This window comes from Amycolatopsis sp. GA6-003 (assembly GCF_046267895.1).
GTDB lineage: Bacteria > Actinomycetota > Actinomycetes > Mycobacteriales > Pseudonocardiaceae > Amycolatopsis.
In genome coordinates this window covers 3,440,917-3,467,331 of the sequence record NZ_CP176499.1, presented here as the reverse complement: position 1 = coordinate 3,467,331, position 26,415 = coordinate 3,440,917, and the positions used below count along the sequence as shown (strand labels likewise).

Below are 26,415 nucleotides of genomic sequence, written 5' to 3'. Positions count from 1 at the left end.
GAGTCCGGGCACAACGACGTGCGCCGCGAGAGAGCGTCCTCGATTTCGTGACCAGATAGTGGGAGCCGCATCGTGACCAAGCCCAGCAAACCCGTAGTCCTCATCGCGGAGAAGCTCGCGCCCTCCGTGCTGAGTGTGTTCGGTGAAGAGGTAGAGGTCCGGCACGTGGACGGCACCGACCGTCCCGCTCTGCTCGAGGCGGTGAAGAGCGCCGACGCGCTTCTGGTCCGATCCGCCACCAAGGTCGACGCCGAGGTGCTCGGGGCGACGACTCAGCTGAAGGTCGTCGCCCGCGCGGGCGTGGGCCTGGACAACGTCGAGGTCCCGGCCGCCACCGAGCGCGGGGTGCTCGTCGTGAACGCGCCGACGTCGAACATCGTCTCCGCTGCCGAGCACGCGGTCGCGCTGCTGCTCGCGGTTGCCCGCCGCGTTCCCGCCGCCGACCAGAGCCTGCGCGGCGGCGAGTGGAAGCGCAGCTCGTTTTCCGGCGTCGAGATCAACGGCAAGACGGTCGGCGTCGTCGGGCTCGGCAAGATCGGCCAGCTGTTCGCCCAGCGGCTCGCCGCCTTCGGGACCAAGCTCATCGCGTACGACCCCTACGTCTCGGCCGCGCGCGCCGCCCAGCTGGGCATCGAGCTGGTCACCCTCGACGAGCTGCTGGAACGCGCCGACGCGATCTCCATCCACCTGCCGAAGACGCCGGAGACCAAGGGGCTCATCGACGCCGAGGCGCTCAAGAAGACCAAGCCCGGCGTGATCATCGTCAACGCCGCCCGCGGCGGTCTCATCGTCGAGGAAGCGCTGGCCGACGCGGTGCGCAGCGGACACGTCGGCGGTGCCGGCATCGACGTGTTCGTCACCGAGCCGACCACCGAGAGCCCGCTGTTCAACCTGCCGAACGTCGTCGTCACGCCGCACCTCGGCGCGTCCACCGCCGAGGCGCAGGACCGCGCGGGCACGGACGTCGCGCGTTCGGTGCTGCTGGCGCTGCGCGGCGACTTCGTGCCGGACGCGGTGAACGTGTCCGGCGGCGGCGCGGTCGGCGAGCACGTGCGGCCGTACCTGTCGCTTACCCAGAAGCTCGGCCAGGTGCTGACCGCGCTGAACCCGAAGGCGCCGACGTCGCTGACCGTCGAGGTCAAGGGCGAGATCTCCAGCGAAGACACCGCGGTGCTGAAGCTGGCCGCGCTGCGCGGGCTCTTCTCGGGCGTGGTCGAGGACCAGGTCACCTTCGTCAACGCGCCGCGGCTGGCCGAGGAACTCGGCGTGCAGGCGGAGCTGGTCGCCGAGTCGGAAAGCCCGAAGTTCCGCAGCCTGGTCACGCTCCGCGCGGTGCACGGCGACGGCGCGACGCTCACCGTGTCCGGTTCGGTCACCGGCAAGGACGAGGTCGAGAAGATCGTCGAGGTCAAGGGAAGGCACTTCGACCTGCGCGCCGAGGGCGACGTGCTGGTGATCGAGTACCCGGACCGGCCCGGCGTCATGGGCCGCGTCGGCACGCTGCTCGGCGAGGCGGGCATCAACATCGAGGCCGCGCAGATCAGCCAGAGCACCGACGGTTCCGACTCGATCATGCTGCTGCGCGTCGACCGGCACGTGGACACGAACGTGCTCGAGCCGATCGGAGCCACCGTCGGGGCGCACACCATCCGCGCCGTCGACTTCAGCTAGTCCCCAGCACGCCGAACGGCCCCTTTCCCGGACTCCCGGGGAAGGGGCCGTTCTGGCGTCCGCCCGCACCGGCAACATTCGGGTAACGGACGTTTTTCCGCACGAAAGTAGGGGTTTCGGACAGCTAGGTTCTTGCCGCGAGGCTGAACCACGCGCCGTGAGAGCACGGTGCGGCGCCGGTGCTCACCGTCGGGGGTGCGAATGGGGAGCGCGGGCAGGTTCGTGATCCGGGCCTCGAGAAGGGGTTACTCATGAGCAGAACCCGGTTGCCCGGGTGGGCTGCCCGCTCGGTGGTCGTGGGTTCCGCGGTGGTGCTGGCGGCGGCCGTCGCCGTGCCCGCCGCGTCCGCGCAGGGCGCGCCGCTGGCCGAGCCGGTCGCTCCGGCCAAGATCGACGCGAGCAAGGTCGAGGGCAAGCTTTCGCCCCGGCTGAGCGCGGCGCAGGGCCAGATCACCGCGTTCGTCGAGCTGGCGAAGAAACCCGCGGTGGACGCGTTCAAGGAGGAGCAGGGCAAGGGCAAGGAGAAGGCCAAGCAGGCGGCGAAGGCGGCCAAGGCCGACGTCGCCGCGGCGGTCAGCTCCGTCGTCGGACAGCTGCGGTCCGCGGACGCCGGCACGAAGCTGGTCACGCAGACGGCCAACGCGGTGCCCGGCGCGGTCGTCACCGCGGACGCGGCCAAGATCCGCCAGCTCGCGGAACGGCCGGACGTCGTCTCGGTGCGCACGGTCGTGCCGAAGAACCGCACCAACGCGAGTGCCGAACAGCTCACCAACACGCTTGCCAGCTGGCAGAAAACGGGCAAGTTCGGCGACAACATCCGCGTCGGCGTGATCGACGACGGCATCGACTACACCCACGCCGACTTCGGCGGTCCCGGCACGCCCGAGGCGTACCAGGCGGTCGACCGGGCCAAGCCGTCGCCGCTGTTCCCGAGCGCCAAGGTGGTCGGCGGCACCGACCTCGTCGGCGACGACTACGACTCGGCGGGCAAGACCGGGTCGCCGACGCCGAAACCGGACCCCAACCCGATCGCGTGCGGCGAGCACGGCACGCACGTCGCGGGCACGATCGGCGGCTTCGGCGTGAACGCCGACGGCAGCACGTTCACCGGCGACTACAAGAAGCTGAACAAGAAGACCCTCGACGCCATGCGGATCGGCCCGGGCACCGCGCCCAAGGCGCTGCTGTACGCGATCAAGGTCTTCGGCTGCAAGGGTTCCACGAACGTCACCTCGCAGGCGCTCGACTGGGCGCTCGACCCGGACGGCGACGGCGACTTCACCGACCACCTCGACGTCGTGAACCTGTCGCTGGGCAGCGACTTCGGCGCGCCGGACGACCCGGACTCGCTGTTCGTGCGCAAGCTCGCGCAGAACAACGTGCTGCCGGTGATCTCGGCGGGCAACGGCGGCGACATCAACGACATCGCCGGCTCGCCGGGCAACACCCCGGAAGCGCTCACCGTGGCCAGCAGCCGCGACGCGGGCGAACTGCGGGACGCGATCGAGGTCAAGACGCCGACCGCCGGACCGCAGCCGGGCCAGTACAGCCAGGAGTACACCGGCTACGACACCCTCGACCTCACCGCGCCGGTGGTGCCGATTTCGGCGGGCAACAACGCCGGTTGCGCCGCCTATTCGGCTGAGGACAAGGCGAAGGTCGCGGGCAAGATCGCGTGGCTGGAGTGGGACGACAACGACGCCACCCGGCCGTGCGGGTCTGCCGCGCGGGCCAACAACGCGCAGGCCGCGGGCGCCAAGGGCGTGCTGCTTTCGTCCACTGTGGAGCATTTCGGCGCGGGGATCGCGGGCAACGCGGCGGTTCCGATGTTCCAGCTCACCGGCAAGGCCACCCAGGCCGTGCGGGCGGGGCTGACCGCGGGCACGCTGACCGTGCGGCTGTACGGCGCCGGGCGGACCACGCTGCAGACGTATGACCAGTCTATTGTGGACACTCCAAGCTCGTTCACTTCGCGCGGCGGACGCGGTCCGTCGGTGAAGCCGGACGTCGCCGCGCCTGGCGACACGATCACGTCGGCGTTCCGCGGCAGCGGCAACGAGCGGCTGGTCATCTCGGGCACGTCGATGGCCGCGCCGCACACGTCGGGCATCACGGCGCTGGTCCGCCAGGCGCATCCGGACTGGAGCGTCGAGGAGGTCAAGGCCGACGTCGTGGGCACCGCGGTGCACGACATCACCGACGGCGCGGGCCACACCTACGGCCCGCAGCGCGTGGGCGCCGGCCGGATCGACGCGAAAGCCGCGCTGGACAACCAGGTTCTCGCGTACGTGCAGGACGACCCGGGCGCGGTGAGCGTCACGTTCGGCACCGTCGAGGCGGCGGGTCCGGTCACCTTGAGCAAGACGATCAAGGTGGTCAACAAGGGCGTCAAGGCGGCCGAGTACTCGGTGGGCTACGAGGCGGTCAACAGCCTGCCCGGCGTTGAGTACACAGTGGACAAGACCTCGGTGAAGCTGAACCCGCGCGGGGTCGCGACGGTGAAGGTGACGCTGAAGATCACCGATCCGAAGGCGCTGCGCAAGGTTCTCGACCCGACCATGGCGGCTTCCCAGGCCGGGCTCGCCCGCCAGTTCGTGGCCGACGCTTCGGGCCGGATCGCGTTCACCCCGAAGAACGGCGCGACCGTTCCGCTGCGGGTGGCCGTGTACTCGGCGCCGAAACCGGTTTCGGCGATCACCACCCCGGGCGGCGTGCGCTTCGGCGCGAACGCCGACCAGGCCGTGCTGAACCTCGGCGGCAAGGGCATCGACCAGGGCAGCGGCTCCCAGCGGTACCGCTCGCTGATCAGCGTGCTCGAACTGCAGGCCGAATCGCCGCAGCTGCCGGAATGCGACTCGCACGTCACGTCCGACTGCACCCTCAACCGCACCGCGAAGGGCGGCGACCTGCGCTACATCGGCGCGGCGTCGACGGCCCCGCTCGCCAAGGCGCAGGGGGAGCCGGAGAACGCGACGCTGGCGTTCGGCATCACGACCTGGAGCGATTTCGCGAACCTTGGCAGCAACACGGTGCCGTTCGTGGACATCGACACCACCGGCGACGGCAAGCCGGACTTCGAAACCTTCGTGACGAAGGCGAAGGGGTCGGACGTGCTGCTCGTCAACACGGTGTCGCTGACCAAGCCGGGCAACCCGTCGGTGGACCTGCAGGCGATCAACGGCCAGCTCGGCGACGTCGACACCAACGTGTTCGACTCGAACGTGATGGTGCTGCCGGTCAGCATCGCCGCGCTCGGGATCGACCCGAAGGAGGCGTCGCACCGGATCAGCTACACGGTCGGCACCGCCGGGTACTACGTCGCGCCGGGTACCTCGAACGGGTTGATCGACCAGGTCAGCACTCCGCTGTCGTTCGACGCGCTCGCGCCGGCGTACTCGGTCCAGGGCGGCGGCGACGCGGCGCTGGGCTACGTCGCCAAGCCGGGCACGGCTCTGGTGGTCAACCGCAACAAGGCCGCCGTCGCCGGGGACAAGGCGAAGGGCCTGCTGGCGATCGAGCACCACAACGCGACCGGGCAGCGCGCCTCGGTCGTGCGGATCGAATCGGAGGTCCCGCGCGGCTGACCCGGTTCACCCGATGAGGGGAACTTGAGGTGCGCCGCGGAAGTGGCCGCATAGCGGGACGCGGGGGCTTGCGCAGGCTGTCCGGCCTGGGCAAGCCCCCGTTTCCGTTCGCCCGAACGGGTGTCTCACCCTGTGGGAGGATGCGGCATAAGGGTGGTGCGGCTACGGCACCTTGTCTACGGCCGGTAACCTTCCGCTGCTGGCGTTTTTGTGCGAATGGGCCATCGGTGCGCCCGGTGGCCTGGGCTACGGAGGTGTGTGGATGCGGCTCGCGGTGATCCCAGGGGACGGGATCGGGCCCGAGGTGGTCTCCGAGGCGCTCAAGGTGCTCGGTGAGGTAGCACCGGCGGCGGAGATCACGAACTACGACCTCGGCGCCTCGCGGTGGCACGCCACCGGGGAGCTGCTCCCGGAGTCGGTGCTCGGCGAACTGCGCCAGCACGACGCGATCCTGCTCGGCGCGGTCGGCGACCCGACGGTGCCCAGCGGCATCCTCGAGCGCGGCCTGCTGCTGCGGCTGCGGTTCGAACTGGACCACCACGTGAACCTGCGCCCGGCGCGGCTGTACCCCGGGGTGCGCGGCCCGCTGGCCGACGCCGGGGACGTCGACATGGTCGTGGTGCGCGAAGGCACTGAAGGCCCGTACGCGGGCAACGGCGGTCTGCTGCGCAAGGACACCGAGCACGAGATCGCCACCGAGGTCAGCGTCAACACGGCCTTCGGCGTGCGGCGCGTGGTCGCGGACGCGTTCAACCGCGCCGAAGAGCGGCCGCGCAAGCACCTCACGCTCGTGCACAAGACCAACGTGCTGGAGCACGCGGGTTCGCTGTGGTCGCGGATCGTCGAAGAGGTTTCGCTGGAGCACCCGGACGTCACCGTCGCGTACTCGCACGTGGACGCCGCCACGATCCACCTGGTCACCGACCCGTCGCGGTTCGACGTGATCGTCACCGACAACCTGTTCGGCGACATCATCACCGACCTCGCGGCCGCGGTGACCGGCGGCATCGGCCTCGCGGCCAGCGGCAACCTCGACATCACGCGCCGGAACCCGAGCATGTTCGAGCCGGTGCACGGCAGCGCGCCGGACATCGCCGGACAGGGCCTGGCCGACCCGACCGCCGCGGTGCTGTCGGTGTCGCTCCTGCTGGACCACCTCGGCCAGAAGGAAGCGGCGCGGCGCATCGAAGCCTCGGTGGCGTTCGATCTCGCCACGCGCGACCAGTCGTCCCCCGGCGCGACCCAGGCAATCGGCGACCGCCTCGCGGCGCTGGTCTCGTCGAACGCACGTCAGGCCGGCTGACTCCGTCCTGAGCTTTTCGGACCCCCGCCGCGGAAGCCGGTCGAAATCCGGCGCTGACCCGCAACGGTAGGCCTTCGGCTCCCTCATGGGAGCCGAAGGCGAGCCCGATACCGGCGGAGGTTCCTCGAACCTCGTCCCCTCCCGTCGTGGTCTGCGGGAGACGACACTCCCGCCACGGGCGGCTGCCGTCTTTTGCGGGCCCAATGTCTTGATTGGGTCGTCGCCGGTGGTGTCTTCGTCTTCTCCTTCGTCTTCGTTTGAACGATCTTCTGGTTGTGCTGGGGCCGTCGTGGGCGGGGCTGGGGGGTCGCCGGGTATTGGCGACGGTGGTTATGGGGCTTCGCCGCCTGCTGCCGGGGGTGAATCGGCTGGGGGTAGCGGGGGCGGCTGTTTTTCGCCGTTGAGTGGCGAGAGTGCTTCGGGGCCGTCTGGTGGTGGCTCGCTAGCGGGTGGTTCTGGTGCTGCTTCGCCTGTTGATGGGGAGGGTGCTTCTGGCCGTACGCCGTCTGGTGGCGAGGGTGCTTCTGTTCCTTCGCCGTCTGGCGGCGACGGTGTTCTGGACGTTTCGCCGCTGAGCGGCGAGGGCGCGCCGAGCGGGTTGAGTTCGCCTGCTGGTGGTGCTTCGGACCTTTCGCCGCTGAACGGCGACGATGTGCCCGGCAGTTCGACCTCGCGTGTTGGTGATGTCTCGAGTGCCTTACCGTCTGGTGGCGAGGGTGTGCTGGGCAGTTCGAGTTCGCACGTTGGCGGTGTCTCGAGTGTTTTGCCGCCGAACGGCGAAAGTGTGCCGGGCGGGTCGGCTTCGCGTGGTGGTGATGTCTCGGACCTTTGGCGACCGAGAGGCGAAGGTGGGCCAGCCGGCTCGAGTTCGTGGGTTGAGGGCGGTTCCGGTGTTTCGCCGCTGGGTGGCGAGGACGCATCGGGTAGTTCGAGCGGCAGTGGCGAGGACGATTCGCCGTCTGGCGGCGACGGTGGGTCGGCCGGTTCTCGTTCCAGTGGACGGCTTGCTTCGGGCCATTCGCCGCTGAACGGCGACGGCGGTTCAGGCGATTCGCCATCCAGCGGCGACGGCGGTATCCGCGACTCGCGCCACCAGAGCGACTTTGCTGCGGGGGCGGATTCGCCATTTCGCGGCAACACGGTGCACCGCGGTGAGCCACCGATTGACGAGTCGTTGGTCGAGCACTCGGTTAGTCGTGAACTGACTGGCTCCGGCGCTCGTGCGGTCTCGCCGCTGGATGGCCAATCCTTGGGCGAGGGGCAAGCGTCGCCGCCGGTTGGCGAATTCCGGAGGAAGCGGGTCGAGTCGCCGCGGATTGGCGAAGCTCGGGGTCAGCAAGTTGCGTCGCCGTTGAGTGGCGAATCCCAGGTCGGGGATGTTGCCGGTAAGCGGCGACGGTCGTTGACGCCGGTGCTTCTCGGGCTTGCGGTGGCGTTGCTCGGGTCGGTTGTCGCCGCGGTCGGGATCGGGACGGTGGCGGTGCCGGTCACTCACACGTGGGCCTTTCTCCGCGCTGGGTTGTTCGGCGGGACGATCGGTCCGGACGAGGTCGGGGATTATCGGATCATTTGGGACCTCCGGCTTCCTCGCGTTCTGCTCGCGGTGGTCGTCGGGGCTGGGTTGTCGACTGTCGGCGTCGCGATTCAAGCGATGGTGCGCAACGCGCTCGCCGAGCCGTATGTGCTGGGGATTTCCTCTGGCGCATCCGTCGGGGCGACGGCGGTGACGTTGTTCGGCGTCTTCGCCTCGCTCGGGATCTATGCGTTGTCGGCCGGAGCGTTCGTGGCTGCGCTCGCCGCGACCTTGATCGTTTATCTCGTCGCCCGTACGCGGCAAGGGCTCACACCGCTGCGGCTGGTGCTGACTGGGACGACCTTGTCTTACGGGTTTTTCGCGATTACCACGGTCATCGTCTTCCAAGCGCCGAATGGCGAGGCCGCGCGGTCAGCGCTGTTTTGGCTGCTTGGCAGTCTCGCCGGGGCGAATTGGGGCACGTTGCCGGTCGCCGCGATCGTGGTGGTCGGCGGGGTCTTGTTGTTGCTGGCGCTGGCCGGCCGGCTCAACGCGCTCGCCATGGGCGACGAAGCGGCGACGACGCTTGGCGTCGACGTCGGGAAGCTGCGGATTCTCTTGTTCATCGTTTGCGCAGCTATGACCGGGGTTCTGGTCGCGGTGAGCGGAGCGATCGGATTCGTCGGGCTGATCCTTCCGCATCTGGTGCGGCTGGTCGTCGGGGCGGACCATCGCCGCGTGCTCGCCGTGGCACCGCTCGCTGGTGCGGTTTTCCTGGTGTGGGTGGATGTTGCGGCACGGGTGCTCGCCGCGCCGGAGGAGTTGCCGATCGGGGTGCTTACCGCGGCGGTCGGTGTGCCGGCGTTCCTGCTGTTGATGCGCCGTCGCTCTTACGTGTTCGGAGGTGCGTGAATGGACCTCTCGCTCAACGGCGTCAGCGTCACCGCGGCCGGCCGCAAGCTGGTCGATGACGTGACCCTCGAAGCTCGGCAAGGCCAATTCGTCGGGCTGCTCGGGCCGAACGGCAGCGGAAAGTCGACCACCCTGCGCGCCGTTTACCAAGTGCTCAAGCCATCAGCTGGAGTGGTCCTGGTCGACGGACAGCCGGTGGACGGCATGGCTCCGCGCAAGAGGGCGCGCGCGATCGCCGCGGTCGTGCAGGAATCGCACGCGGAGTTCGACTTCACCGTCGCTGAAGTGGTGGCGATGGGACGAATGCCGCATCACGGGGTGCTCGACCGGATGAGCGCGGCCGACCATCGGGTGTGCGCCGACGCGCTGGCTCAAGTCGGGCTGGCGCATCTTGCCGATCGCGGCGTGCTCACCTTGTCCGGCGGCGAACGGCAACGGGTGCTGATCGCGCGGGCACTCGCGCAGCAGCCTCGGATCCTGGTGCTCGACGAGCCGACCAACCACCTCGACATCCGGCATCAGCTCGAAGTGCTCGCGCTCGCTCGCGCCAGCGGGCCGACGGTGCTGGCCGCGCTCCACGACCTGAACCTGGCCGCCGCCGTGTGCGACATGGTGCATGTGCTCGACCACGGCCGCCTCGTCGCGAGCGGGACCCCGGCCGAGGTGCTCACGCCTGCTTTGCTCGCCGACGTGTTCGGGGTGCGCGGGCATGTGGTGCCGCACCCCGCCACCGGGCGTCCGCAGTTGTTGTTCGACCTGCTCGAGTCCCAGGAGGACAGTCATGCGTAGGACAGTCGCGTTGCTCGTGACGGTCGCCCTCGCCGCCACCGGATGCGGTGCTCAGGTGTCCGAAGGGAACGGCGGGGCCGCACCGGCCGGGTTTCCGGTGACGGTGACCAACTGCGGTTCGTCGTTGACCGTGTCCAAACCTCCTTCTCGGGTCGTTACGAACGACATCGGCATCACCGAGCTGATGTTCGCGCTCGGCCTGGGCGACCGGATGGCCGGATACGTGGTCGACAAAGGACAGTCCGGGGGCGTGGCCTCGTCGCCCTGGAAAGCCGATTTCGCCAAGGTGCCCAAGCTCGCGGAGAAGATCAACCGTGAGGTGGTGCAAGGCGCGGGAGCGGACCTCGTGTTCGCGGGCTGGAACTACGGCTTCTCGGAGGCAACCGGATTCACCCCGGATTCCCTGGCGAAGCTGGGGATCTCCAGCTACTTGCTCACCGAGGCATGCCGCAATGGGAATGGCAAGCAACGGGGCATCATGCGACCGCTCGACGCGCTGTACACAGATGTGCGCAATCTGGGAAAAATCTTCGGAATCAGTGATCGTGCAGAACGTTTGATCGAAGAGTACCGCTCGCGGGTGGCCGCTGTCACCAACGCGGTTCAGGCCGGACGGCCGAAGCCGAAGGTGTTCCTCTACGACGACGGCCGTGACCAGCCGTTCACCTCCGGGCGGAACGCGGGTCCGGACGAAATCATCACCAAATCGGGTGGTGCCAACATCTTCGCAGACCTCAACGACAGCTGGACCAGCGTCAGCTGGGAGGCCGTGGTCCAGCGCGCGCCGGACGTCATCCTCATCAACGACTACAGCGGCGAGGTCGGCACCGTGGCCGACAAGGAGAACTTCCTCCGCTCGCGTCCCGGTCTGCGCGACATCCCGGCGGTGAAGGAAGGGCGCTTCTTCGCGCTGCCGTACGCGGCTTTGGTGGAGGGTCCGCGGAACGCGGCCGCGGTCGAAGAATTCGGTCGCTACCTGGCGAATCTGCCCGGCTGACGGCTCTCACAAGGTGGGACGCTTCGCCCGGCGCTTGGAAGCCGGGCGAAGCTGTGGCATGATGGCCGATATGACCGCCATCTCCGTCATTATTGCCTTGCGCGCCGGATAGACGCTCCACAAGAGCTACCGGCGCGCAACCTCTCGCACCCATGCGGGAGGTTTTTTTGTTGCCTGGACCAGGTTCTGCCCCGCCACAAGGAGAACACCGTGACCCGCACGGAACCCGCCGGCACGCCGCTCGGCGATGCCTTCCACCTCTACGACACCACTTTGCGCGACGGTGCTCAGCGCGAAGGAATCACCTACTCCGTCACGGACAAACTGGCCGTCGCGCGGCTGCTGGACGAATTGGGTGTCGGGTTCATCGAGGGCGGCTGGCCGGGTGCGCTGCCGAAGGACACGGAGTTCTTTTCCCGCGCGGCAAAGGGAGAACTGCCGCTCAAGCACGCCGCACTCGTCGCGTTCGGCTCGACGCGCAAGGCGGGCACTGCCGCGGACAAAGATCCGCAGGTCCGCGCGTTGGTCGATTCGGAGGCTCCGGTCATCACCTTGGTGGCCAAATCGGACCTTCGGCACATCGAGCGGGCGCTGCGGGTGGATGTCGACGAGGCGTGCGCGATGGTGCGGGACACAGTCGCGTTCCTCGTTGGTGAAGGACGGCGAGTTTTCCTTGACGCGGAACACTTTTTTGACGGCTATTCTTTCTCGCCCGAAACTTCGCTGCGGGTGCTCGACGCGGCGGCGCACGCTGGCGCGGATGTTCTCGTGCTGTGCGACACCAACGGTGGGCAACTGCCGTTAGGACTTGCCGAAACCGTAGGAGAAATCAAAGAAAAGACCGGATTCCGGCTTGGAATCCATTGCCAGGATGACACTTCCTGTGCCGTGGCGAACTCTGTCGCCGCGGTACAGGCCGGCGCGACGCACGTGCAGTGCACCGCGAACGGCTACGGGGAACGGGCGGGCAACGCCGACCTGTTCGCCGTGACGGGAAACCTCGTGACCAAACTCGGGATGGACGTCCTCCCGACCGGAGGAGCCGCCGAGCTCACTCGCGTCTCCCATGCCTTGGCCGAAATCGCCAACCTCGCACCCGACACCCACCAGGCTTACGTCGGGTCGTCCGCTTTCGCCCACAAGGCGGGGCTGCACGCGAGCGCGATCAAGGTGGATCCGTTGTTGTACAACCACATCGATCCGTCTTCTGTCGGCAACGGCATGCGAGTGCTGGTCACTGAGATGGCCGGCAGGGCCAGCCTCGAGCTCAAGGGACGTGAACTCGGGGTCGACCTTGCCGGCCGTCCCGACGCACTGACGAACGCGGTGCGGAAGGTGAAGGAACTCGAATCGGAGGGCTGGTCGTTCGAAGCGGCCGACGCTTCGCTGGGACTGTTGCTGCGCCGCGAGGTCGAGGAGGATTCCGGCGAGAAGTCGGATCCGCCGCCGTTCGAGCTCGAGTCGTACCGGGTGGTGCTGGACCACCGCCTGGACGGCGAGGTCGTTTCCGAGGCGACGGTGAAGGTGCACGTCGCGGGCGAACGAGTCATCGCGACCGCGGAAGGGAACGGTCCGGTGCACGCCCTCGACGCGGCGTTGCGCCAGGCGTTGACGCCGTATCTGTCCTGGTTGGACAGCGTGGAGCTGGCGGATTACAAGGTGCGGATCCTGCCGTCGAATCCTGGTACGGACGCTGTGACACGGGTGCTTCTCGAAAGTAGTGACGGCGAACACGAATGGACGACGGTGGGGGTGCACGGCAACATCGTCGAGGCGAGCTGGCTGGCCATGTGCGACGCGTTGGTCCACAAGAGCCTGACGATCGCGGCGGAGTCTGTGTCTGAGCTGGGGGTGGCTTCCGTGGGCGGGTGAGCCGGGACTTCCGGGTGCGTTGGATTTGGACGTGCGCCGGGTGGTCTTGGGGTGGCGCAGATCGCTGGTGGCTGTTCGTGCGGGAGTGGGTGGTTTCGCTGGCGTGACGGGTCCTTTCGCGCCGGTGCGGTGACGGCCGGTCAGCTGGTGTGACGGGTCCTGTCGTGCGAAACGGAGCGAGGGGGACTGTCGCGCACGCTCGGGGTGCGCGACAGTCGGTGGGGGTACGTAGACTGGTGTTGTGCGTCTAGCTCGTATTGCTCATCCCAGTGGTGTCGCGTTCGCTTCGATCGAGGGGGACGGCGACGATGCCCAGGTCCTGGAGATCGCGGAACACCCGTTCGGCCAGCCGAACTTCACCGGCAAGCGCTGGCCGCTGGCCGACGTCCGGCTGCTCGCGCCGATCCTGCCGTCGAAGGTGATCGCCGTCGGCCGGAACTACGCGAAGCACGCGGCGGAGTTCGGCAACGAGGTGCCGTCCGCGCCGATGCTGTTCATCAAGCCGTCCACGACGGTGGTCGGGCCGAACGCTCCGATCCGCCGTCCGTCGGACGTCGGGCGTGTCGACTTCGAGGGCGAGCTCGCGGTCGTCATCGGACAGCCGGTCAAGAACGTGCCCGCGGCCCGCGCGTCCAGCGTGATCCTCGGCTACACGGTCGCGAACGACGTGAGCGCGCGTGACCTGCAGAAGTCCGACGGCCAGTGGGGCCGGGCGAAGGGGTTCGACACCTTCTGCCCGCTCGGTCCGTGGATCGACACGTCGATCGACCCGTCCGACCTAGCGCTCCGCAGCGAGGTCGACGGCGAGCTGAAGCAGGACGGCCGGACGTCGGACCTCGTGCACAAGGTGCCCGAACTGGTCGAGTTCGTGTCGCGGGTGATGACGCTTCTTCCCGGCGACGTGATCCTGACCGGCACGCCGGAAGGGGTCGGCCCGATCGTCGACGGGCAGTCGGTGTCCATCACGATCGACGGCATTGGGACTCTGACCAACCCGGTGCAGGACATCTGAGCTGGCCGTCGCCGTTGAGTGGCGACAGTGGCTCGGCGGGTGGGTTCGGGTGTTGCCGATTAGTGGCGAATCCCTGGTCGGGGCTGGTTTTTCTGAGCCTGGGGGATGGCTGGGCGGCGGCTCGGGCTTGTTGCCGTTGGGCGGCTGGCGGGTGCCGGGATTGGTGAGCTGGCGGTGCTGTTGCCGTTGAGTGGCGAATGGTGGTCGGCGTTCCGGTAGTGGGTGGTCGGTGCTGTTGCCGTTGAGCGGCGAGTGCTGGCTGGCGTTCCGGGGGTGGGCGGTTGGCGCTGTTGCCATTGAATGGCGAATGGTGACTGGGCGCTCCGGTCGTGGGGCGTTGGCGCTGTTGCCGTTCAGTGGCTGAGGCGAGTTGACGCTCGGTTGGTGAGTGACGATGTTGTTGCCGCTGGGCGGCGAGAGGTTGTTGCCGCATGGGTGGGTGGCGGTGGGGGCTGTTGCCGTTGGGTGGTGAGAGTGCCCGGTGGGGTGCTCGGCTGCTGGGTCGTCGGGGGCTTTTGCCGTTCAGTGGCGAGGGGGATCGGCTGCTGGGTGAGCGACTCGCGGTTGCCGTTTGAGGGCGAGGCCGGCTCGTGTCCGGTGGTGTCGTTGCCGGAGGGTGGCGAGAGCGGGGCGTCTTTGGGTGGTCCGGGCCCACCGGCCGGGGGTGGTTGCCGGTGGGTGGGTGAGCAGGTGATGGTGTGCTGGTTGACGGCGAGGTGGGTGGGGGGGTCAGCGGCTAGCCGGTTCCGTGGGGCGGCGGGCGAAGGGTGGGGCCGATTCCCGGCGGATGCCTACGCCGATGAGGTAGGCCGGGACTCGCGAGAGTTGCGGGAAGCGCTTGAGCAGGGCGATCAACTGCGGCGGGGGGCCGTCGGTGCGGCCGGTCATCACGGGGCCCATCACGCGGCGGTGGAGAAGGCGTTGCAGGCCTTGGACGGCGACGGTCGGCAGGAGGCGACGGCGGCGGACTTCGGCGAGGTCCTTTTCGGTCGGTTTGCCTCGGAGGAGCGGGTCGGCCAGTAGCCTCGCGGCGGCGACGGCGTCTTGTACCGCGAGGTTGATTCCGACGCCTCCTACCGGGGACATCGCGTGGGCGGCGTCTCCGATGCACAGCAGGCCGTCGACGTGCCAGCGGTGCAGGCGGTTGAGGCGGACGTTGAGGAACTTGACGTCGTCCATCGACTTCAGTTCGTGCACGCGGTCGGCGAATTCCGGGCAGACCTCGGTGACGTCGCGGCGGAAGCTTTCGATGCCGGCGTCGTTGAGGTCTTTGCCCTTCGGGGCGAGGTAGGCGATCTGGTAGTAGCCCTTGCGCGGCAACGGCACCGCGAAGCGGCGGTTGCGCATCCTCGGCACCAGCGTGGCTTCCTGTTCCTCCGCCTTGCGGGGAAGCCGGAACCACCAGGCGTCGAACGGGGTGTAGTACTCGCGCGGGGTGAGGCCGGCGGAGCGGCGGGCCAGGGACCAGCGGCCGTCCGCGGCGATGACCAGGTTTGCGTTCAGTTCGCCTTCGGCGCCGTCGGCGGTGCGGTAGCGGACGCCGGTTACTCGGCGGCCTGAGCGGAGGAGGCCGGTCATTTCGGTTTCCAGGCGGAGGGTGAAGGTCGGCTCCTTCTGCGCCGTTTCGGCGAGCAGGTCCAGGAAATCCCATTGGGGGACCATCGCTACGTACGGGCGGTGGACCTTCAGGCGGGACAGGTCGGCGAGGGTCAGAGCGTCGCCGTTCGGGGCCGGGATTCCGACTGTGGTCACCTTGGTGTGCGGCAGGGCTTCGAATTTCTCGCCGAGGCCCAGTTCGTCCAGGAGCGTGAGGGTGGACGGGTGGACTGTGTCGCCGCGGAAATCGCGGAGAAAGTCCGCGTGCTTTTCCAGCACGGTGACCTCCACGCCCGCTCGGGCCAGGAGCAAGCCCGCCACCATGCCTGCCGGTCCGCCGCCGACGATGACGCAGCCCGTGTGCTCGGTCATCTTCCCCAGCTCCCTCTTATTCATCGTCTGTTGAATAAGGTGATGGTGCACCTTGGGCGGAGGGTGCGTCAAGTCGGCCGATGGGGTGCGTTGGGGATCGCGAGGGAGCGAGGGTTTCGGAGGGGTTTGTGCGGGGGACGTCGCGGGGCGGCTTGCGGGGAGCGGAGGAGGGGAGCGGTGGAGGGGAGTGGCGGACAGGGAGTGGTGGCGGAAGTGGTTGGGGCGTCGGGGCGAGGTGTGCGGACGGGGGTGAAACGGGTGGACGGGGAGGAAGAAGTCGGGGTGCTGAGGGGGCGAAGGAAGAGTGAGCGGGGTGGCCTGCCGGACGCGGTGAGGGGTGAGGCATCGCGGAGGACGGGAAGTCGACTGGCTGGCGCCGACAGCGGAGTTGATGTTGTCGCGCAGGGGCCAGAATGTGGGGAGTTTGCGTAATAGCGCGTGGTTCACGTATGTGGATCTCGGGCGAGGGCGGAAAGGGTGAGGCGGCGGCAATTTCCGGAAAGGGATTTCGGGCGGTTGGTTCGGCGGCGGAACTTATGCGTGGTTGTTGTTGCTTTGAGGACAGTCAGGGGGCGCCGGGGCGTGGACGCCGGGGCGGGAAAGGGTTGGGGCGACTGGGTTTCTCGGCGAACCCACGACGGGGTAGCGGCGCGAACGGGGGAGGAGATCGTTCTGAATTGGCAAGTTTCGGGGGAGCGTGGAGTAAGCGTCTTTCACCCGCTCGGCCCTCTGGGGCGGTGGTGAACGTCACCGGGCGGACACTTTGCGCACCGGCAGTAGAGCCGGTCAGCGGCAACGGCTTCGCGGTAATCACCTTTTTGGCCGCGTTGCGAACGCGGCGAGTGCCCTAGCCTCACGGGGTGGATTTCGCCCCGGCCGCTCTGTCGCGTGCTCATGCTGCCCCGCCGGCCGCTGCCGGCCGCGAACCGTGGGCGCCTCCTGAGCTGAGCCTGGTCTGTCTCGACATCGACGACACGTTGATCGACTGCACCGCCGCGATCCGCCGCACTCTGCACGCGCTGACCGGGCGCGACGATCTTTGGCCGTTGTGGGATTTGATCACCGAGGAGCACGTCGCGCTGGTCGTCGCGGGGAAGCTCGGCTACGACGTGATGCATCACCGGCGCACGGAATGTTTCCTCGCCGAGTTGGGGATCTTCGGGGATTCCGCGCAAGTGAGCGCGTTCGAGGCGCGCCGGCTGGAGATTCTGGCTCGGTCCTGGCGGCTGTTCGACGACGTTCTTCCGTGCCTGGAATGGCTGCGCGCCGCCGGGCTTCGGCTCGCCGCCGTGACGAACGCCTCAGGGGTTCATCAGCGGCGCAAAATCGCGGAACTCGGGCTCGCGCCGTTTTTCGACCACGTGGCGATCGCGGGCGAAGTCGGGGTCGCGAAACCCGATCCGGTGATGTTCCACTCGGTATGCCTGGCGCTGGACTGCCCGCCGGAACGCACCGTGCACGTCGGGGACAAGCTCGACACCGACGCCATCGGCGCGTTCGACGCCGGGCTCGGCGCGGTGTGGCTCGACCGCGACGGGACCAGTCGCACCGGCGAGCGCGCGCCGGAGGGGGTGCACACCGTGACCGGGCTCGACGAGCTTCCTGAGCTGCTGGTTTCGGAGTACGCGACGGTCGGCGTCCCCGCCCCGCGCGCGGCGGGGACCCCCGCTGCGACGGTCCGCGGCGGGATGTTCTAGTATTTCTTCTCGTGCGGCACTGACCTGGGCAACCGGGAAAGTACCTCACTGGGGTATGGTGTAATTGGCAGCACGACTGGTTCTGGTCCAGTTAGTCTAGGTTCGAGTCCTGGTACCCCAGCTGCAGAGAGGACCCCCTCTCGGAAGCGCGAAAATCGCTTCTGGTAAGTTCTCTCTCGCAAGAAACGCCCCGGAAACGGGGAAGTTCCTAAGCCCCCGTCGTCTAGCGGCCTAGGACGCCGGCCTCTCACGCCGGTAGCGTGGGTTCGAATCCCATCGGGGGTACAGCCAGCCCGGTTGATCATCAAGGTCAACCGGGTTTTGTTGTGTTCGCGGGGAAAGCCCGGAAACCGGAGGATTCAGCGCAGAGCCGGGGGCGACGAGCGAAAAGCCAAGATCAATCCTGCCGCGCGCCGCCGAACATTGTCGCCGCCGAGCGGCCATTCGCCTGGTTTTCCGCCACATACGGCCGGAGTTCGGCCTCGTACTCGGCGAAAGCCTCCGGGTACGCCGCGTCCGCCAGGTGCCGGGCCAGCGAACGGGCGCCCAGCAGGGCCTGCGAGGTGCCCATCCCCGCCGTGGGCGCGGCGCAGTATCCGGCGTCTCCGACGAGGGCGATCCGCCCGGTCGACCAGCGGTCGAGGTGCACCTGCGTGCTTGAGCTGAAGTAGAAATCCGACGCTTCCGACATCGCCGCCAGCAGGCGAGGCGTGTGCCAAGCGTCACCGGCGAAAGCGGCTCGCGTAGCTGCTTCCTGCTCGGCTCGGGGAAGACGGTCCAGTGCCCCGGAGGGCGTTCCGAAGGACAGGCTCACGGTGAGACGATCCGGATCCGCTGAGCTGAACAGGTAGACCGCGGTGCCGTCGGAGGTGCGGAGGAGGCCGCTGTGGTCCAGGTTGAGGAAGTTCGGCATGGTGAAGCCCGCACCCGAGAGGCCTAGGTGCTGCAACACCGCCGAGTGCGGGGCGAAGGCGAGTTGGCGGACCTTCGAGTACACGCCGTCCGCGCCGAAAACGAGGTCGTAAGTCTCCGTCGAGCCGTCGGTCAGTTCGGCGGTCACGGCGGCCTCAGTTTGCGTCAGCGACGCGATCGAGGTGCCGAAGCGGTACTCGACATGATCGACAGTCAGGGCGTACAGCAGCTCGTTCAGGACGTGCTTCGGCACCTCCAGCTCGCCCGCGAAAGCTTCGGCGGGCAGCAGGTCCACCTGGACGCCGTCGCGGTCCACGATGGCGGTTCCGGTCATCTTCGTGTCGTGCCGGCGGACGTCGTCGAGGATGCCCAGCTCGGAGAGGACATCGAAGGCGGCGCCGCGGAAATCCACTGCGTAACCGGTGTGCCGGAGGGCGGGGGCGCGTTCGGCGATCGTCACGCGGTGGCCGGAGCGGGTGAGGAGTTCGGCGAGGGTGGCGCCGGCCACGCCGGCTCCGGAGATCAGCACGTTCATGGGGGAGACCGTAGCCTCGGTTTGTCCATTTGGTCAAACCATTCGGATAAACCATTTGGGCAATAGGTCCGCTACGCTGGCGCCATGGGCAATCGCGAGGATCTGCTGGCCGGGGCGAAGCGCTGCTTGATCGAGCGGGGCTGGGGCAACACGACGGTGCGCGACATCGCGGCCGCGGCCGGGGTCAGTCACGCGGCGATCGGCTACCACTTCGGGTCGCGGGACGCGTTGCTGACGCAGGCGCTGGTCGCGGCGGTCGACGAACTGGGCGGGCAGGTCGCGGATTCGTCGTTCGACCTGTCCGAGCCGGGGCTCGAGCGGCTGATCGACAGCTTCGGCGAGCACCGGGCGCTGTGGGTCGCGCAGCTCGAGGCGCTCGTGCAGGCCGAGCGGTCACCGGACGTCCGGCGGCATCTGGTGCAGGGGCTGCGGGAGGCGCGGGCCGGGGTCGGCGGGGCGGTGCAGAGCGCGCTGGTGATCGGGCTGATGGTGCAGTGGCTGCTCGACCCGGAGGAGGCCCCGTCGGCGAAAGAGGTGGCCGCCGGGATTCGCGCGGTGGCGGCGGAAAGCTAGACCCAGACGGCCTCGGCTGGGTTTCCGGCCGGTGGTTCGCCGCCGGCTTCGGCGAACGCGGTCAGCGCGCCGACCAGGCCGCGGCGGGCCGATTCGGGCATTTTCTCCACGATGGCCGCGATTTCGCGCCGGCGCCGCTGGGTGACGACGCGGACGATCCGGTCGCCTTCGCGGGTGAGTTCGATGACGACCTCGCGCCGGGACGACGGATTGCCCAGCCGGGCGACCAAAGCGACCGCGACCAGGCGGTCGATCATCCGGCTCGCGGTGGAAGGCGTGACGCCGAGGTGCTCGGCGAGCGCGGCCTGTTTCAGCGGGCCGCGGGAATGCAGCACCACCAGGAGCCGGAACTGCGGCACCGTGATGAGGTCGCCCGCGGAGGCGATGGACCGCGCGGACACCGCGACCAGCAGCCGGGACGCGGTGAGCACGGCTTCGGTGACCGCGTCGACGTCGTCGGGTACGTCGGTGCGGGCAGAGATCGGCGCGCGAGACATGTGCCCAGTGTGCCGCATCGCGCGGCGGATTCCGCTCGATAACGGTGCTGGGCAACGAATCAGGCGGGAATCGGGCCACCTCAGCTGCCCTTGCCTGCTGAAAAAGAAACGACCCCGCCGTCCCGGCGAACGGGAGGCGGGGTCGTGCGGCACGGGCTCAGAGACCGGCGAAAGCCTGGTCCACGAACTGCTTGTGCTGATCCGCCCACTGCTTGGCGGCGGTCTTTTCCTGGCCCTTCGGGGCCTTCTGGATCGCGTCCTCGAGCGAACCGAGGTCCTCGTCGGACATCTTCAGCCTCTTCGCCACGGCGGCCAGCGCTGGGAAGTCCTTCCCGAAGCCCTTGCGGCCCAGCGCGTGCAGCTGCTCGCCCTTGCCCATCGCGCCCTTCGGGTCCTTGAGGTCCTTGAGCTGGTAACGCGAGTACGCCCAGTGCGGGTGCCACAGCGTCACGACGATCGGCTTCTTCGCCTTGATCGAGCTGTCGAGCGCGGCCAGCATCGCGGTGGTCGACGAGTTCTGCAGGGTCATCGCGCCGTCGAGGCCGTACTGCGGGATCGCGTTCTTCTGCACGATGCCGGTCTCGCCCGCGCTCGCCTCGATGCCGGTGATCTTGCCGCCGAACATGCTCGCCTTGTCCTTGAGGTCGGCGATGCTGTTGACGTCGCTCACGTAGTCGGGCACGGCGAGGTTGAGGGTCGCGTTGTCGTACCAGACGCCGAGGTCTTCGACCTGGTTCTGGTACTGGTCCCAGTACTGCTTGTGCGTCGCGGGCAGCCACGAGTCGAGGAACAGGTCGACGTCGCCCTTCGCGAGACCCGCGTAGATCGGGCCGACGTCGAGCATCTGCGTCTTGACCTGGTACCCCTTCTCCTCCAGCACCGCCTGGTACAGGTTGGTGAGGGCGACGTCCTCGTCCCAGTTGATGTAGCCGATGGTGACGCTCTTGGCTTCCTGGCTGTTGTTCGACTGGGACTCCCGGCCGCCGCACGCCGCGGTGAGGCCGACCAGGGCCGTCACGGCGGCGCCCACGGCGAGGATCCGGCTGAGCCGTTTCGAAGTGCGCACTCGTTCGTCCTTTCTCGTTGCGGTGGAGGTGGATCAGGCCGCGTCGGCCCGGCGGAGGGCGCGTCCCACCGCGGAGCGCGCCCCCAGCGAGGAAGTGAGCCGGTCGAGGTAAATGGCCAGCACGACAACGCCGAGACCGGCGTTGAAACCCAGGTCCAGCTTCAGGCTCGTGACCGCGGCGTAGACCTCGGCGCCGAGCCCGGGAGCGCCGACCATGCCGGAGATCACGACCATGGACAGCGACAGCATGATGATCTGGTTGATGCCGGCCATGATCGACGGCATCGCGAGCGGGATCTGGATCTCCCGCAGGATCCGCCGCGGCGGCGAGCCGAACGCCTCGCCCGCCTCGACCATTTCCGGGTCGACCTGGCGGATGCCGAGTTCGGTCAGCCGCACGCCCGGCGGAAGCGAGAACACGACGGTCGCCACCACGCCCGGCACCGGGCCGATCGAGAAGAAGAAAATGACCGGGATCAGGTAGACGAACGCGGGCAGCGTCTGCATGAAGTCCAGGATCGGCTTCACGAGCCGGCTCACCGTTTCGTTGCGCGCGGCCGCGATCCCGACCGGCACCGCGATCGCCACCGCGACCACGCCGGAAATCAGCACCTGCGACAGCGTCTGCATCGCGGACGGGAATTCGCGCAGGCTGTCGATGAGCGCGAACCCGATCGCCGAGCCGAGGCCGAACTTCCAGCCGCGCAGCCACCAGCCGAGCCCGGCGAACACCACGACCAGCACCGGCCACGGCAGCCAGGTCAGCCCGGAGGCGAGCCCGGTGACCGCGCCGTTGACGATCTTGTCGACGAAATCGAAGAACGGGCCGATGTTGCCCTGCAGCCAGTCGATGACCGCCTTGAACCAGGTGCCGACGGGAATCTGCGGCAGGTCGCCGACGAGGACGTTGTCAGACACGGGCGTTCACCTCCTGGTCGTCGTTTTCTCCGGTGCTCAGCGCGTTCAGCAGCGCCTCGCGGGTCACCGCGCCGAGCAGCGTGCCGTCGGCGTCGACCACCGCGAGCGGCGCGGGTGCGGAAGCGGCGTGGCCGAACAGTTCGGCCATCTGGGTTTCCGGGCCGGTGCGCGCGGCGGACCGGTCGACCAGCGCGGCGATCGTTTCGGTGCCGCGGTCGGCGGCCTCGCTCACCGCGCGGCGGTCGACCGCTCCGGCGAACTTGCCGTCCTCGGTGACGAGCACGCCGGAAAGTTCGTTCCGGAGCATCGTTTCCCGCGCTTCGGCGACGGTGGTGGCCGGGGTGAACGAGATTTCCGCGGGCGCCATGACGGCCGACGCGGTGAGCACCCGGGAGCGGTCGACGTCGCGCACGAACTTCGCGACGTATTCGTCGGCCGGCGCGGTGAGCATCTCCTGCGCGGTCGAAACCTGCACGATCCGGCCGTCGCGCATCATCGCGATCCGGTCGCCGAGGCGCATGGCCTCGTTGAGGTCGTGCGTGATGAACACGATCGTTTTGCCCAGCTGTCGCTGCAGGATCAGGAGCTGGTCCTGCATCTCCTTGCGGATCAACGGGTCCAGCGCGCTGAACGCCTCGTCCATCAGCAGGATCTCGGTGTCCGCGGCCAGCGCGCGGGCGAGGCCGACGCGCTGGCGCATGCCGCCGGAAAGCTGACCGGGCAACCGGTCCTCCCATCCGGTGAGGCCGACCATCTCCAGTGCTTCGGCGGTGCGTTCGCGCTGCCGCTCGCGCGGCGCGTTCTGCACGCTCAGCCCGTAGGCGACATTCTCCGCGACGGTGCGGTGCGGGAACAGCGCGAAGTGCTGGAACACCATGCTCATCCGCCGCTGGCGCAGCTCGCGCACCTGTCCCGCGGACTTGTCGGTGAGGTCGATGTCGTCCACCAGAACCCGGCCGGAGGTGGCCGGGAGCAATCCGTTCAGGGTGCGCAGCAGGGTCGACTTGCCCGAACCGGACAGTCCCATCACCACGAAAATTTCGCCGCGCTCCACGGTGAAGGAGGCGTCGATCACCGCCGCGGTCACGCCGGGCAGGTCCAATTCGGCGCGGTCCGCGCCGTTCTCCAGCTTGCCGACCGCTTCTTCCGCCCGGCGGCCGAACACTTTGTACAGCTTCTCCACACGAACTATCGGCACAGTCGTCTCATGTTCTCGCATTCGGGGTCCTTTGCCGGGCGACATGATTGCATAGACCAACACTGATCGGAGCCGATCGCGCGACCGGTTCACCGATGACGGCCGGTTTTCGTGGCCCGGCACCCACTTTCGCCGGCGCGGTGCGCGCGCCCGAGAGACACCGGTGCGGCGGCGGGGAAAAGACGGTGTGCGCTGGCGAAACCAGTCCGGAATCGGCTGTTCGCCCGACTGGATTACCGGTGGCCACGGTGCGTGGTTGTCACGTTCGCATAACAACCCGAAAGTCTGTTGTGGACCGTGCGCGGCCCGGGTGACCGCGGACACCCGACGGCCACGCATGGTGCCGGACCGGACACGGCAAGGAAACGCTTCGCGCCGGTAGGTGCAGTTGCTTGGGGGAACAGGTGATCGACTGGCCGCGGGCTCGAGATGGCCGGTGTGCTCAGGGAAACGGCGGGGTGGGTCCTCGATTTCCTTCGCGCTGCGCGGATGTGGTCCGGCGGGGACAATGCCCGCCGCGGAGGCCCCGGTGGAGGCTTCGCGGTCCGCGAGGTTCGGACGGGCAGGCGTGCCAACGGATCTTGGCGGCGGCCCGTCGAACGCTCTGGTGCTGCTTCGGAAATCGGCGGCGTGGGTTCGGTGCCGCGCCGGCTGCGGAGGCGGGACGGTGCGGGTGGGGGAGGAGAGGGCAGGGCTGCGACGAGCCTGCCGGGTCGGACGCTTTGGTGCTTTCGGAAATCGGTGGCGCGGGTTAGTCGCCGGTGTCGTGCCTGCTGTGGAGGTGGGGCGGTGCGGGCAGGGATGCGGCAAGTCCCGCCGAGTCGGACGCTTTGGTGCTGTTTCGGAATCAGCGGCGCGGGTTCGTCGCCGGTGCCGAGCCCGCTGCGGAGGCCGGACGGTGCGCGCGGGGCAGGAAAAAAGGGCAGAGATGCGACAAGCCCCGCCCGGGGAGAAGCCGGGCGGGGCTTGTCGTCAGGTTCCGGAGAACCGGAGTTACTTCTTCTTCGCGGCCGAGGTGCGCTTGGCCGGAGCCTTCTTCGCGGTCGCCGTGGTCTTCTTGGCGGCCGGCTTGGCGGCGGCCTTCGCCCGCGTGGTGGTGGCCTTCGGAGCCGCCTTGGCCGTGGTGGCCTTGGTGGCGGTCGCCTTGGCGCGGGTGGTGGTGGCCTTCGCGGCGGTGGCCTTGGCGGGAGCCTTGGCCGCGGTGGCGCGGGTGCGGGTGGCGGCCGGCTTGGCGGCGGCGGCCTTGGCGCGAGTGGTGGTCGACGCCGTGGCGCGGGTGGCGGTCGCCTTCGCGGTGCTGGCGGTCGCCCGCTTCACGGCAGTCGCCTTCGGCAGCTTCTTGGAGCCGGAGATGACGTCCTTGAACGTGGTGCCCGCGCGGAACGCCGGAACGTTGGTCTTCTTGACCCGCACGGCTTCGCCGGTGCGCGGGTTGCGCGCGGTGCGGGCGGCACGAGCGCGCTTTTCGAAGACGCCGAAGCCGGTGATCGTGACCTTTTCGCCCTTGTGGACGGTGCGGATGATGATGTCGACGAGACCGTCGACGGCTTCCGCGGCTGCCTTCTTGTCGCCGATGCGCTCCGACAGAGCTTCGATCAGCTGGGCCTTGTTGGCCATTCCAGTTCCTCCAACCAGAACTTGTTTTATACGGCCATACAGGCCGAACGCAGTCATTATCACCCATAGACTTCGCAAGTCCAATCGGGACCTGCCTTTTTCGTTGCCGTGTCGGGCAACCGGAGAGCGCGCGGACGGGCCGGGTCGCCGGATTCTTTCACTGGCCGGAAGACGCGCGAGAGTGCTTGCGGCACCGGCAAAGTCGCATGTAGACACCCGTTGTCCTGCGGTTTTGCCTTTTCTTGAGGTGGTGCGGCGGGGTCGCGCGCGGTCGCTCGGGCGACCCCCGAAGCGGCCGGACGGTCTACTGAGGACGATCGAAAACCGCGCGAAAAAGGCTGCCCCGCACGGGCGTGGCGGGACACCGGCCGGGGTTGGGGCGCGGCGGGAGCGGGGGTGCCGGAGGCGTTGCCGGAGCGGGACGGCGGCGGGGAGACGGGCCGCCGATCGCGCCGGTTCGCGGTCGGCGGCTCGGCACGGTGGCGGAATGGGGGACGGGAGCGCTCGCGGTGTCGGTTTCGGCGGCGCTTGGGGTCTTGGCCGCCGGGTGCGTTCGGCCGGGGCGGTGGCGCACTGGCGGTTGTGGCGGAGGGGCGGCGGCGGTTCTGCCGCTTGTGGCGGTTCTGGCGGAGGGGCGGCGGTTCTGACGGTTGTTGCAGTGGTGCGGTGGCGGTTCTGACGGCCGGGGCGGTGATGCGGTGGCGGTTGTGGCGGAGGAATCGGGCGCGGGAAGGGAACGCTCGCAGAGCCGGGTTCGGTGATGCTTGGGGGTTCCGGCCGCGGGGTGCGTTCGGGCGAGCGGGTTCGCTTTGCCGGAGGCGCGGAGGGGGCTGAGGTGTTCGGCCGGACCGCCGGTGCGGTGCCGGAGGAATCGGGGGCTCGCGTCCGGCGGCGTTTCGCGCCCAGCCGAGGGCACGCGTTGAGCGGAGTGCGTTCGCCGGTTGTGAAGCCGGCGAGGAACGGCTGCGCGAAAAAAGGCCGCCTCCCGCCGGTGCGGCGGGGAGGCGGCCTGGGGTTGGCGCGTGGTGGGAGCGAGGCGTCAGAGGCGTTCCTGGAGCGCGTCGGCGGCGGCGAGGAGGTCCGCTGCCCATCGGGCGCCGGGCTTGCGCCCTATGCGTTCGATGGGGCCGGACACTGAGACCGCGGCCACGACGGTGCCGGAGGAATCGCGCACCGGCGCCGAAACGCTCGCGACGCCCGGTTCGCGTTCGGCGACGCTTTGCGCCCAGCCGCGGCGGCGGACTTCGAGCAGCGTGCGTTCGCCGTAAACCGCGTCGGCGAGGATCGTCCGCTGCGTGTGCGGATCCGACCACGCGGCAAGGACCTTCGCGCCCGAGCCCGCCGTCATCGGCAGGCGCGAACCGATCGGGACCGTGTCGCGCAAACCGCTCGGCGGTTCCGCCGTCGAAACGCACACGCGCTGCACGCCGTCGCGCCGGTAAAGCTGAACGCTTTCGCCGGTGATGTCCCGAAGCTTCGGCAGCACCGAGCTCGCCGCGTCGAGCAACGGGTCGGTCGAGCCGCCCGCCAGTTCGGCGAGCGCGGTGCCCGGCCGCCAGCGTCCGTCCGGGCCCCGCCGCAACAGGCGATGCACTTCGAGCCCGACCGCGAGCCGGTGCGCGGTCGCGCGAGGAAGACCGGTGCGCGTGCAGAGTTCCGCCAGCCCGCACGGGTCCTCGGCGACCGCCTGCAGCACGGCCACGGCTTTGTCCAGTACTCCGATACCGCTATGCTGTCCCACGACGCGATACTATCTTCCCGCAGTGTGGGAAGTCCAGAAT

General features: G+C 68.7%; 18 protein-coding genes, 2 tRNA genes and 1 riboswitch. Of the genes, 12 read left to right on the top strand and 8 right to left on the bottom strand.

Annotation, left to right across the window (positions count from 1 at the left end; translation table 11 throughout):
- The first annotated feature begins 72 nt into the window (after positions 1–72).
- From serA to F9C12_RS15150, 8 genes are all read left to right on the top strand, one after another.
- Positions 73–1,671, top strand: a complete 1,599-nt coding sequence (serA, locus tag F9C12_RS15185) for a phosphoglycerate dehydrogenase (protein ID WP_409182615.1) — start codon at positions 73–75, stop codon at positions 1,669–1,671.
- A 251-nt stretch (positions 1,672–1,922) separates the two neighbouring features.
- Positions 1,923–5,255 (top strand): S8 family peptidase, encoded by a 3,333-nt coding sequence (locus F9C12_RS15180; RefSeq protein WP_409466297.1) that lies wholly within the window; start codon positions 1,923–1,925, stop codon positions 5,253–5,255.
- A gap of 262 nt (positions 5,256–5,517) precedes the next feature.
- Positions 5,518–6,558, top strand: a complete 1,041-nt coding sequence (locus F9C12_RS15175; RefSeq protein WP_182892214.1) for a 3-isopropylmalate dehydrogenase — start codon at positions 5,518–5,520, stop codon at positions 6,556–6,558.
- A riboswitch (cobalamin riboswitch) is annotated at positions 6,544–6,692 on the top strand. Its footprint overlaps the gene before it by 15 nt.
- Before the next feature lie 1,217 nt (positions 6,693–7,909).
- Positions 7,910–8,983, top strand: coding sequence for a FecCD family ABC transporter permease (locus tag F9C12_RS15170; protein WP_409467012.1), 1,074 nt, complete (start codon positions 7,910–7,912; stop codon positions 8,981–8,983).
- Complete coding sequence (locus F9C12_RS15165; protein WP_409466296.1) at positions 8,984–9,772, top strand: ABC transporter ATP-binding protein; 789 nt, start codon at positions 8,984–8,986, stop codon at positions 9,770–9,772.
- Positions 9,773–9,956: 184 nt separating this feature from the next.
- Entirely contained in the window at positions 9,957–10,769 is an 813-nt protein-coding gene (locus F9C12_RS15160; protein WP_409466295.1) for an ABC transporter substrate-binding protein, read from the top strand.
- Positions 10,770–10,979: 210 nt separating this feature from the next.
- The gene (gene cimA / locus F9C12_RS15155) at positions 10,980–12,641 is read left to right on the top strand and encodes a citramalate synthase (RefSeq protein ID WP_409182610.1); all 1,662 of its coding nucleotides are present in this window, start codon (positions 10,980–10,982) and stop codon (positions 12,639–12,641) included.
- Positions 12,642–12,882: 241 nt separating this feature from the next.
- On the top strand, positions 12,883–13,653 hold the full coding sequence (locus F9C12_RS15150; protein WP_409182609.1) for a fumarylacetoacetate hydrolase family protein: 771 nt from the start codon (positions 12,883–12,885) through the stop codon (positions 13,651–13,653).
- Positions 13,654–14,382: 729 nt separating this feature from the next.
- On the opposite strand, the gene F9C12_RS15145 is transcribed toward F9C12_RS15150, so the two are convergent.
- Positions 14,383–15,621: an FAD-dependent oxidoreductase gene (locus F9C12_RS15145; RefSeq protein WP_409182608.1), complete on the bottom strand. Its 1,239-nt coding sequence runs from the start codon at positions 15,619–15,621 to the stop codon at positions 14,383–14,385.
- Between the two features lie 860 nt (positions 15,622–16,481).
- On the opposite strand from F9C12_RS15145, the gene F9C12_RS15140 reads away from it, so the two are divergent.
- The 3 genes from F9C12_RS15140 (at position 16,482) to F9C12_RS15130 (ending at position 17,603) form a co-directional block, all read left to right on the top strand.
- Positions 16,482–17,318, top strand: a complete 837-nt coding sequence (locus F9C12_RS15140) for an HAD family hydrolase (protein ID WP_409466294.1) — start codon at positions 16,482–16,484, stop codon at positions 17,316–17,318.
- Between the two features lie 49 nt (positions 17,319–17,367).
- Positions 17,368–17,439: transfer RNA gene (locus tag F9C12_RS15135), tRNA-Gln, on the top strand.
- Between the two features lie 91 nt (positions 17,440–17,530).
- Positions 17,531–17,603 (top strand) — tRNA-Glu (locus F9C12_RS15130).
- A 112-nt stretch (positions 17,604–17,715) separates the two neighbouring features.
- Here the strand turns inward: F9C12_RS15130 and F9C12_RS15125 are convergent.
- Positions 17,716–18,765: an FAD-dependent monooxygenase gene (locus F9C12_RS15125; protein ID WP_409466293.1), complete on the bottom strand. Its 1,050-nt coding sequence runs from the start codon at positions 18,763–18,765 to the stop codon at positions 17,716–17,718.
- 84 nt (positions 18,766–18,849) lie between these two features.
- Here F9C12_RS15125 and F9C12_RS15120 point away from each other — a divergent pair, with 84 nt between their 5' ends.
- On the top strand, positions 18,850–19,338 hold the full coding sequence (locus F9C12_RS15120) for a TetR family transcriptional regulator (protein WP_409466292.1): 489 nt from the start codon (positions 18,850–18,852) through the stop codon (positions 19,336–19,338).
- On the opposite strand, the gene F9C12_RS15115 is transcribed toward F9C12_RS15120, so the two are convergent.
- The 6 genes from F9C12_RS15115 to F9C12_RS15090 form a co-directional block, all read right to left on the bottom strand.
- Positions 19,335–19,835: a MarR family winged helix-turn-helix transcriptional regulator gene (locus F9C12_RS15115; protein ID WP_409182604.1), complete on the bottom strand. Its 501-nt coding sequence runs from the start codon at positions 19,833–19,835 to the stop codon at positions 19,335–19,337. The two genes, F9C12_RS15120 and F9C12_RS15115, sit on opposite strands and share 4 nt — an antisense overlap.
- 157 nt (positions 19,836–19,992) lie before the next feature.
- Positions 19,993–20,901 (bottom strand): glycine betaine ABC transporter substrate-binding protein, encoded by a 909-nt coding sequence (locus F9C12_RS15110; RefSeq protein ID WP_409466291.1) that lies wholly within the window; start codon positions 20,899–20,901, stop codon positions 19,993–19,995.
- A 33-nt stretch (positions 20,902–20,934) separates the two neighbouring features.
- A complete protein-coding gene (locus F9C12_RS15105; protein WP_409466290.1) occupies positions 20,935–21,819 on the bottom strand; it encodes an ABC transporter permease in 885 nt (294 codons plus the stop codon).
- Positions 21,812–23,038, bottom strand: a complete 1,227-nt coding sequence (locus tag F9C12_RS15100) for a glycine betaine/L-proline ABC transporter ATP-binding protein (protein WP_409466289.1) — start codon at positions 23,036–23,038, stop codon at positions 21,812–21,814. Before F9C12_RS15100 ends, F9C12_RS15105 begins: the two co-directional genes overlap by 8 nt.
- A gap of 972 nt (positions 23,039–24,010) precedes the next feature.
- On the bottom strand, positions 24,011–24,634 hold the full coding sequence (locus F9C12_RS15095; RefSeq protein ID WP_409182600.1) for an HU family DNA-binding protein: 624 nt from the start codon (positions 24,632–24,634) through the stop codon (positions 24,011–24,013).
- A 1,039-nt stretch (positions 24,635–25,673) separates the two neighbouring features.
- Positions 25,674–26,375 carry an IclR family transcriptional regulator gene (locus tag F9C12_RS15090; RefSeq protein WP_009074079.1) on the bottom strand — a complete coding sequence of 234 codons (702 nt, stop codon included), beginning with the start codon at positions 26,373–26,375 and terminating at the stop codon, positions 25,674–25,676.
- Positions 26,376–26,415 lie beyond the last annotated feature (40 nt).

Excerpts from the sequence above, each read along its gene's own strand:
- F9C12_RS15175 (WP_182892214.1), top strand. The coding sequence starts at position 5,518 with ATGCGGCTCGCGGTGATCCCAGGGGACGGGATCGGGCCCGAGGTGGTC.
- F9C12_RS15125 (WP_409466293.1), bottom strand. The coding sequence starts at position 18,765 with ATGAACGTGCTGATCTCCGGAGCCGGCGTGGCCGGCGCCACCCTCGCC.
- F9C12_RS15165 (WP_409466296.1), top strand. The coding sequence starts at position 8,984 with ATGGACCTCTCGCTCAACGGCGTCAGCGTCACCGCGGCCGGCCGCAAG.
- F9C12_RS15145 (WP_409182608.1), bottom strand. The coding sequence starts at position 15,621 with ATGACCGAGCACACGGGCTGCGTCATCGTCGGCGGCGGACCGGCAGGC.
- F9C12_RS15095 (WP_409182600.1), bottom strand. The coding sequence starts at position 24,634 with ATGGCCAACAAGGCCCAGCTGATCGAAGCTCTGTCGGAGCGCATCGGC.
- F9C12_RS15100 (WP_409466289.1), bottom strand. The coding sequence starts at position 23,038 with ATGCGAGAACATGAGACGACTGTGCCGATAGTTCGTGTGGAGAAGCTG.
- F9C12_RS15160 (WP_409466295.1), top strand. The coding sequence starts at position 9,957 with ATGTTCGCGCTCGGCCTGGGCGACCGGATGGCCGGATACGTGGTCGAC.
- F9C12_RS15115 (WP_409182604.1), bottom strand. The coding sequence starts at position 19,835 with ATGTCTCGCGCGCCGATCTCTGCCCGCACCGACGTACCCGACGACGTC.
- F9C12_RS15120 (WP_409466292.1), top strand. The coding sequence starts at position 18,850 with ATGGGCAATCGCGAGGATCTGCTGGCCGGGGCGAAGCGCTGCTTGATC.
- F9C12_RS15180 (WP_409466297.1), top strand. The coding sequence starts at position 1,923 with ATGAGCAGAACCCGGTTGCCCGGGTGGGCTGCCCGCTCGGTGGTCGTG.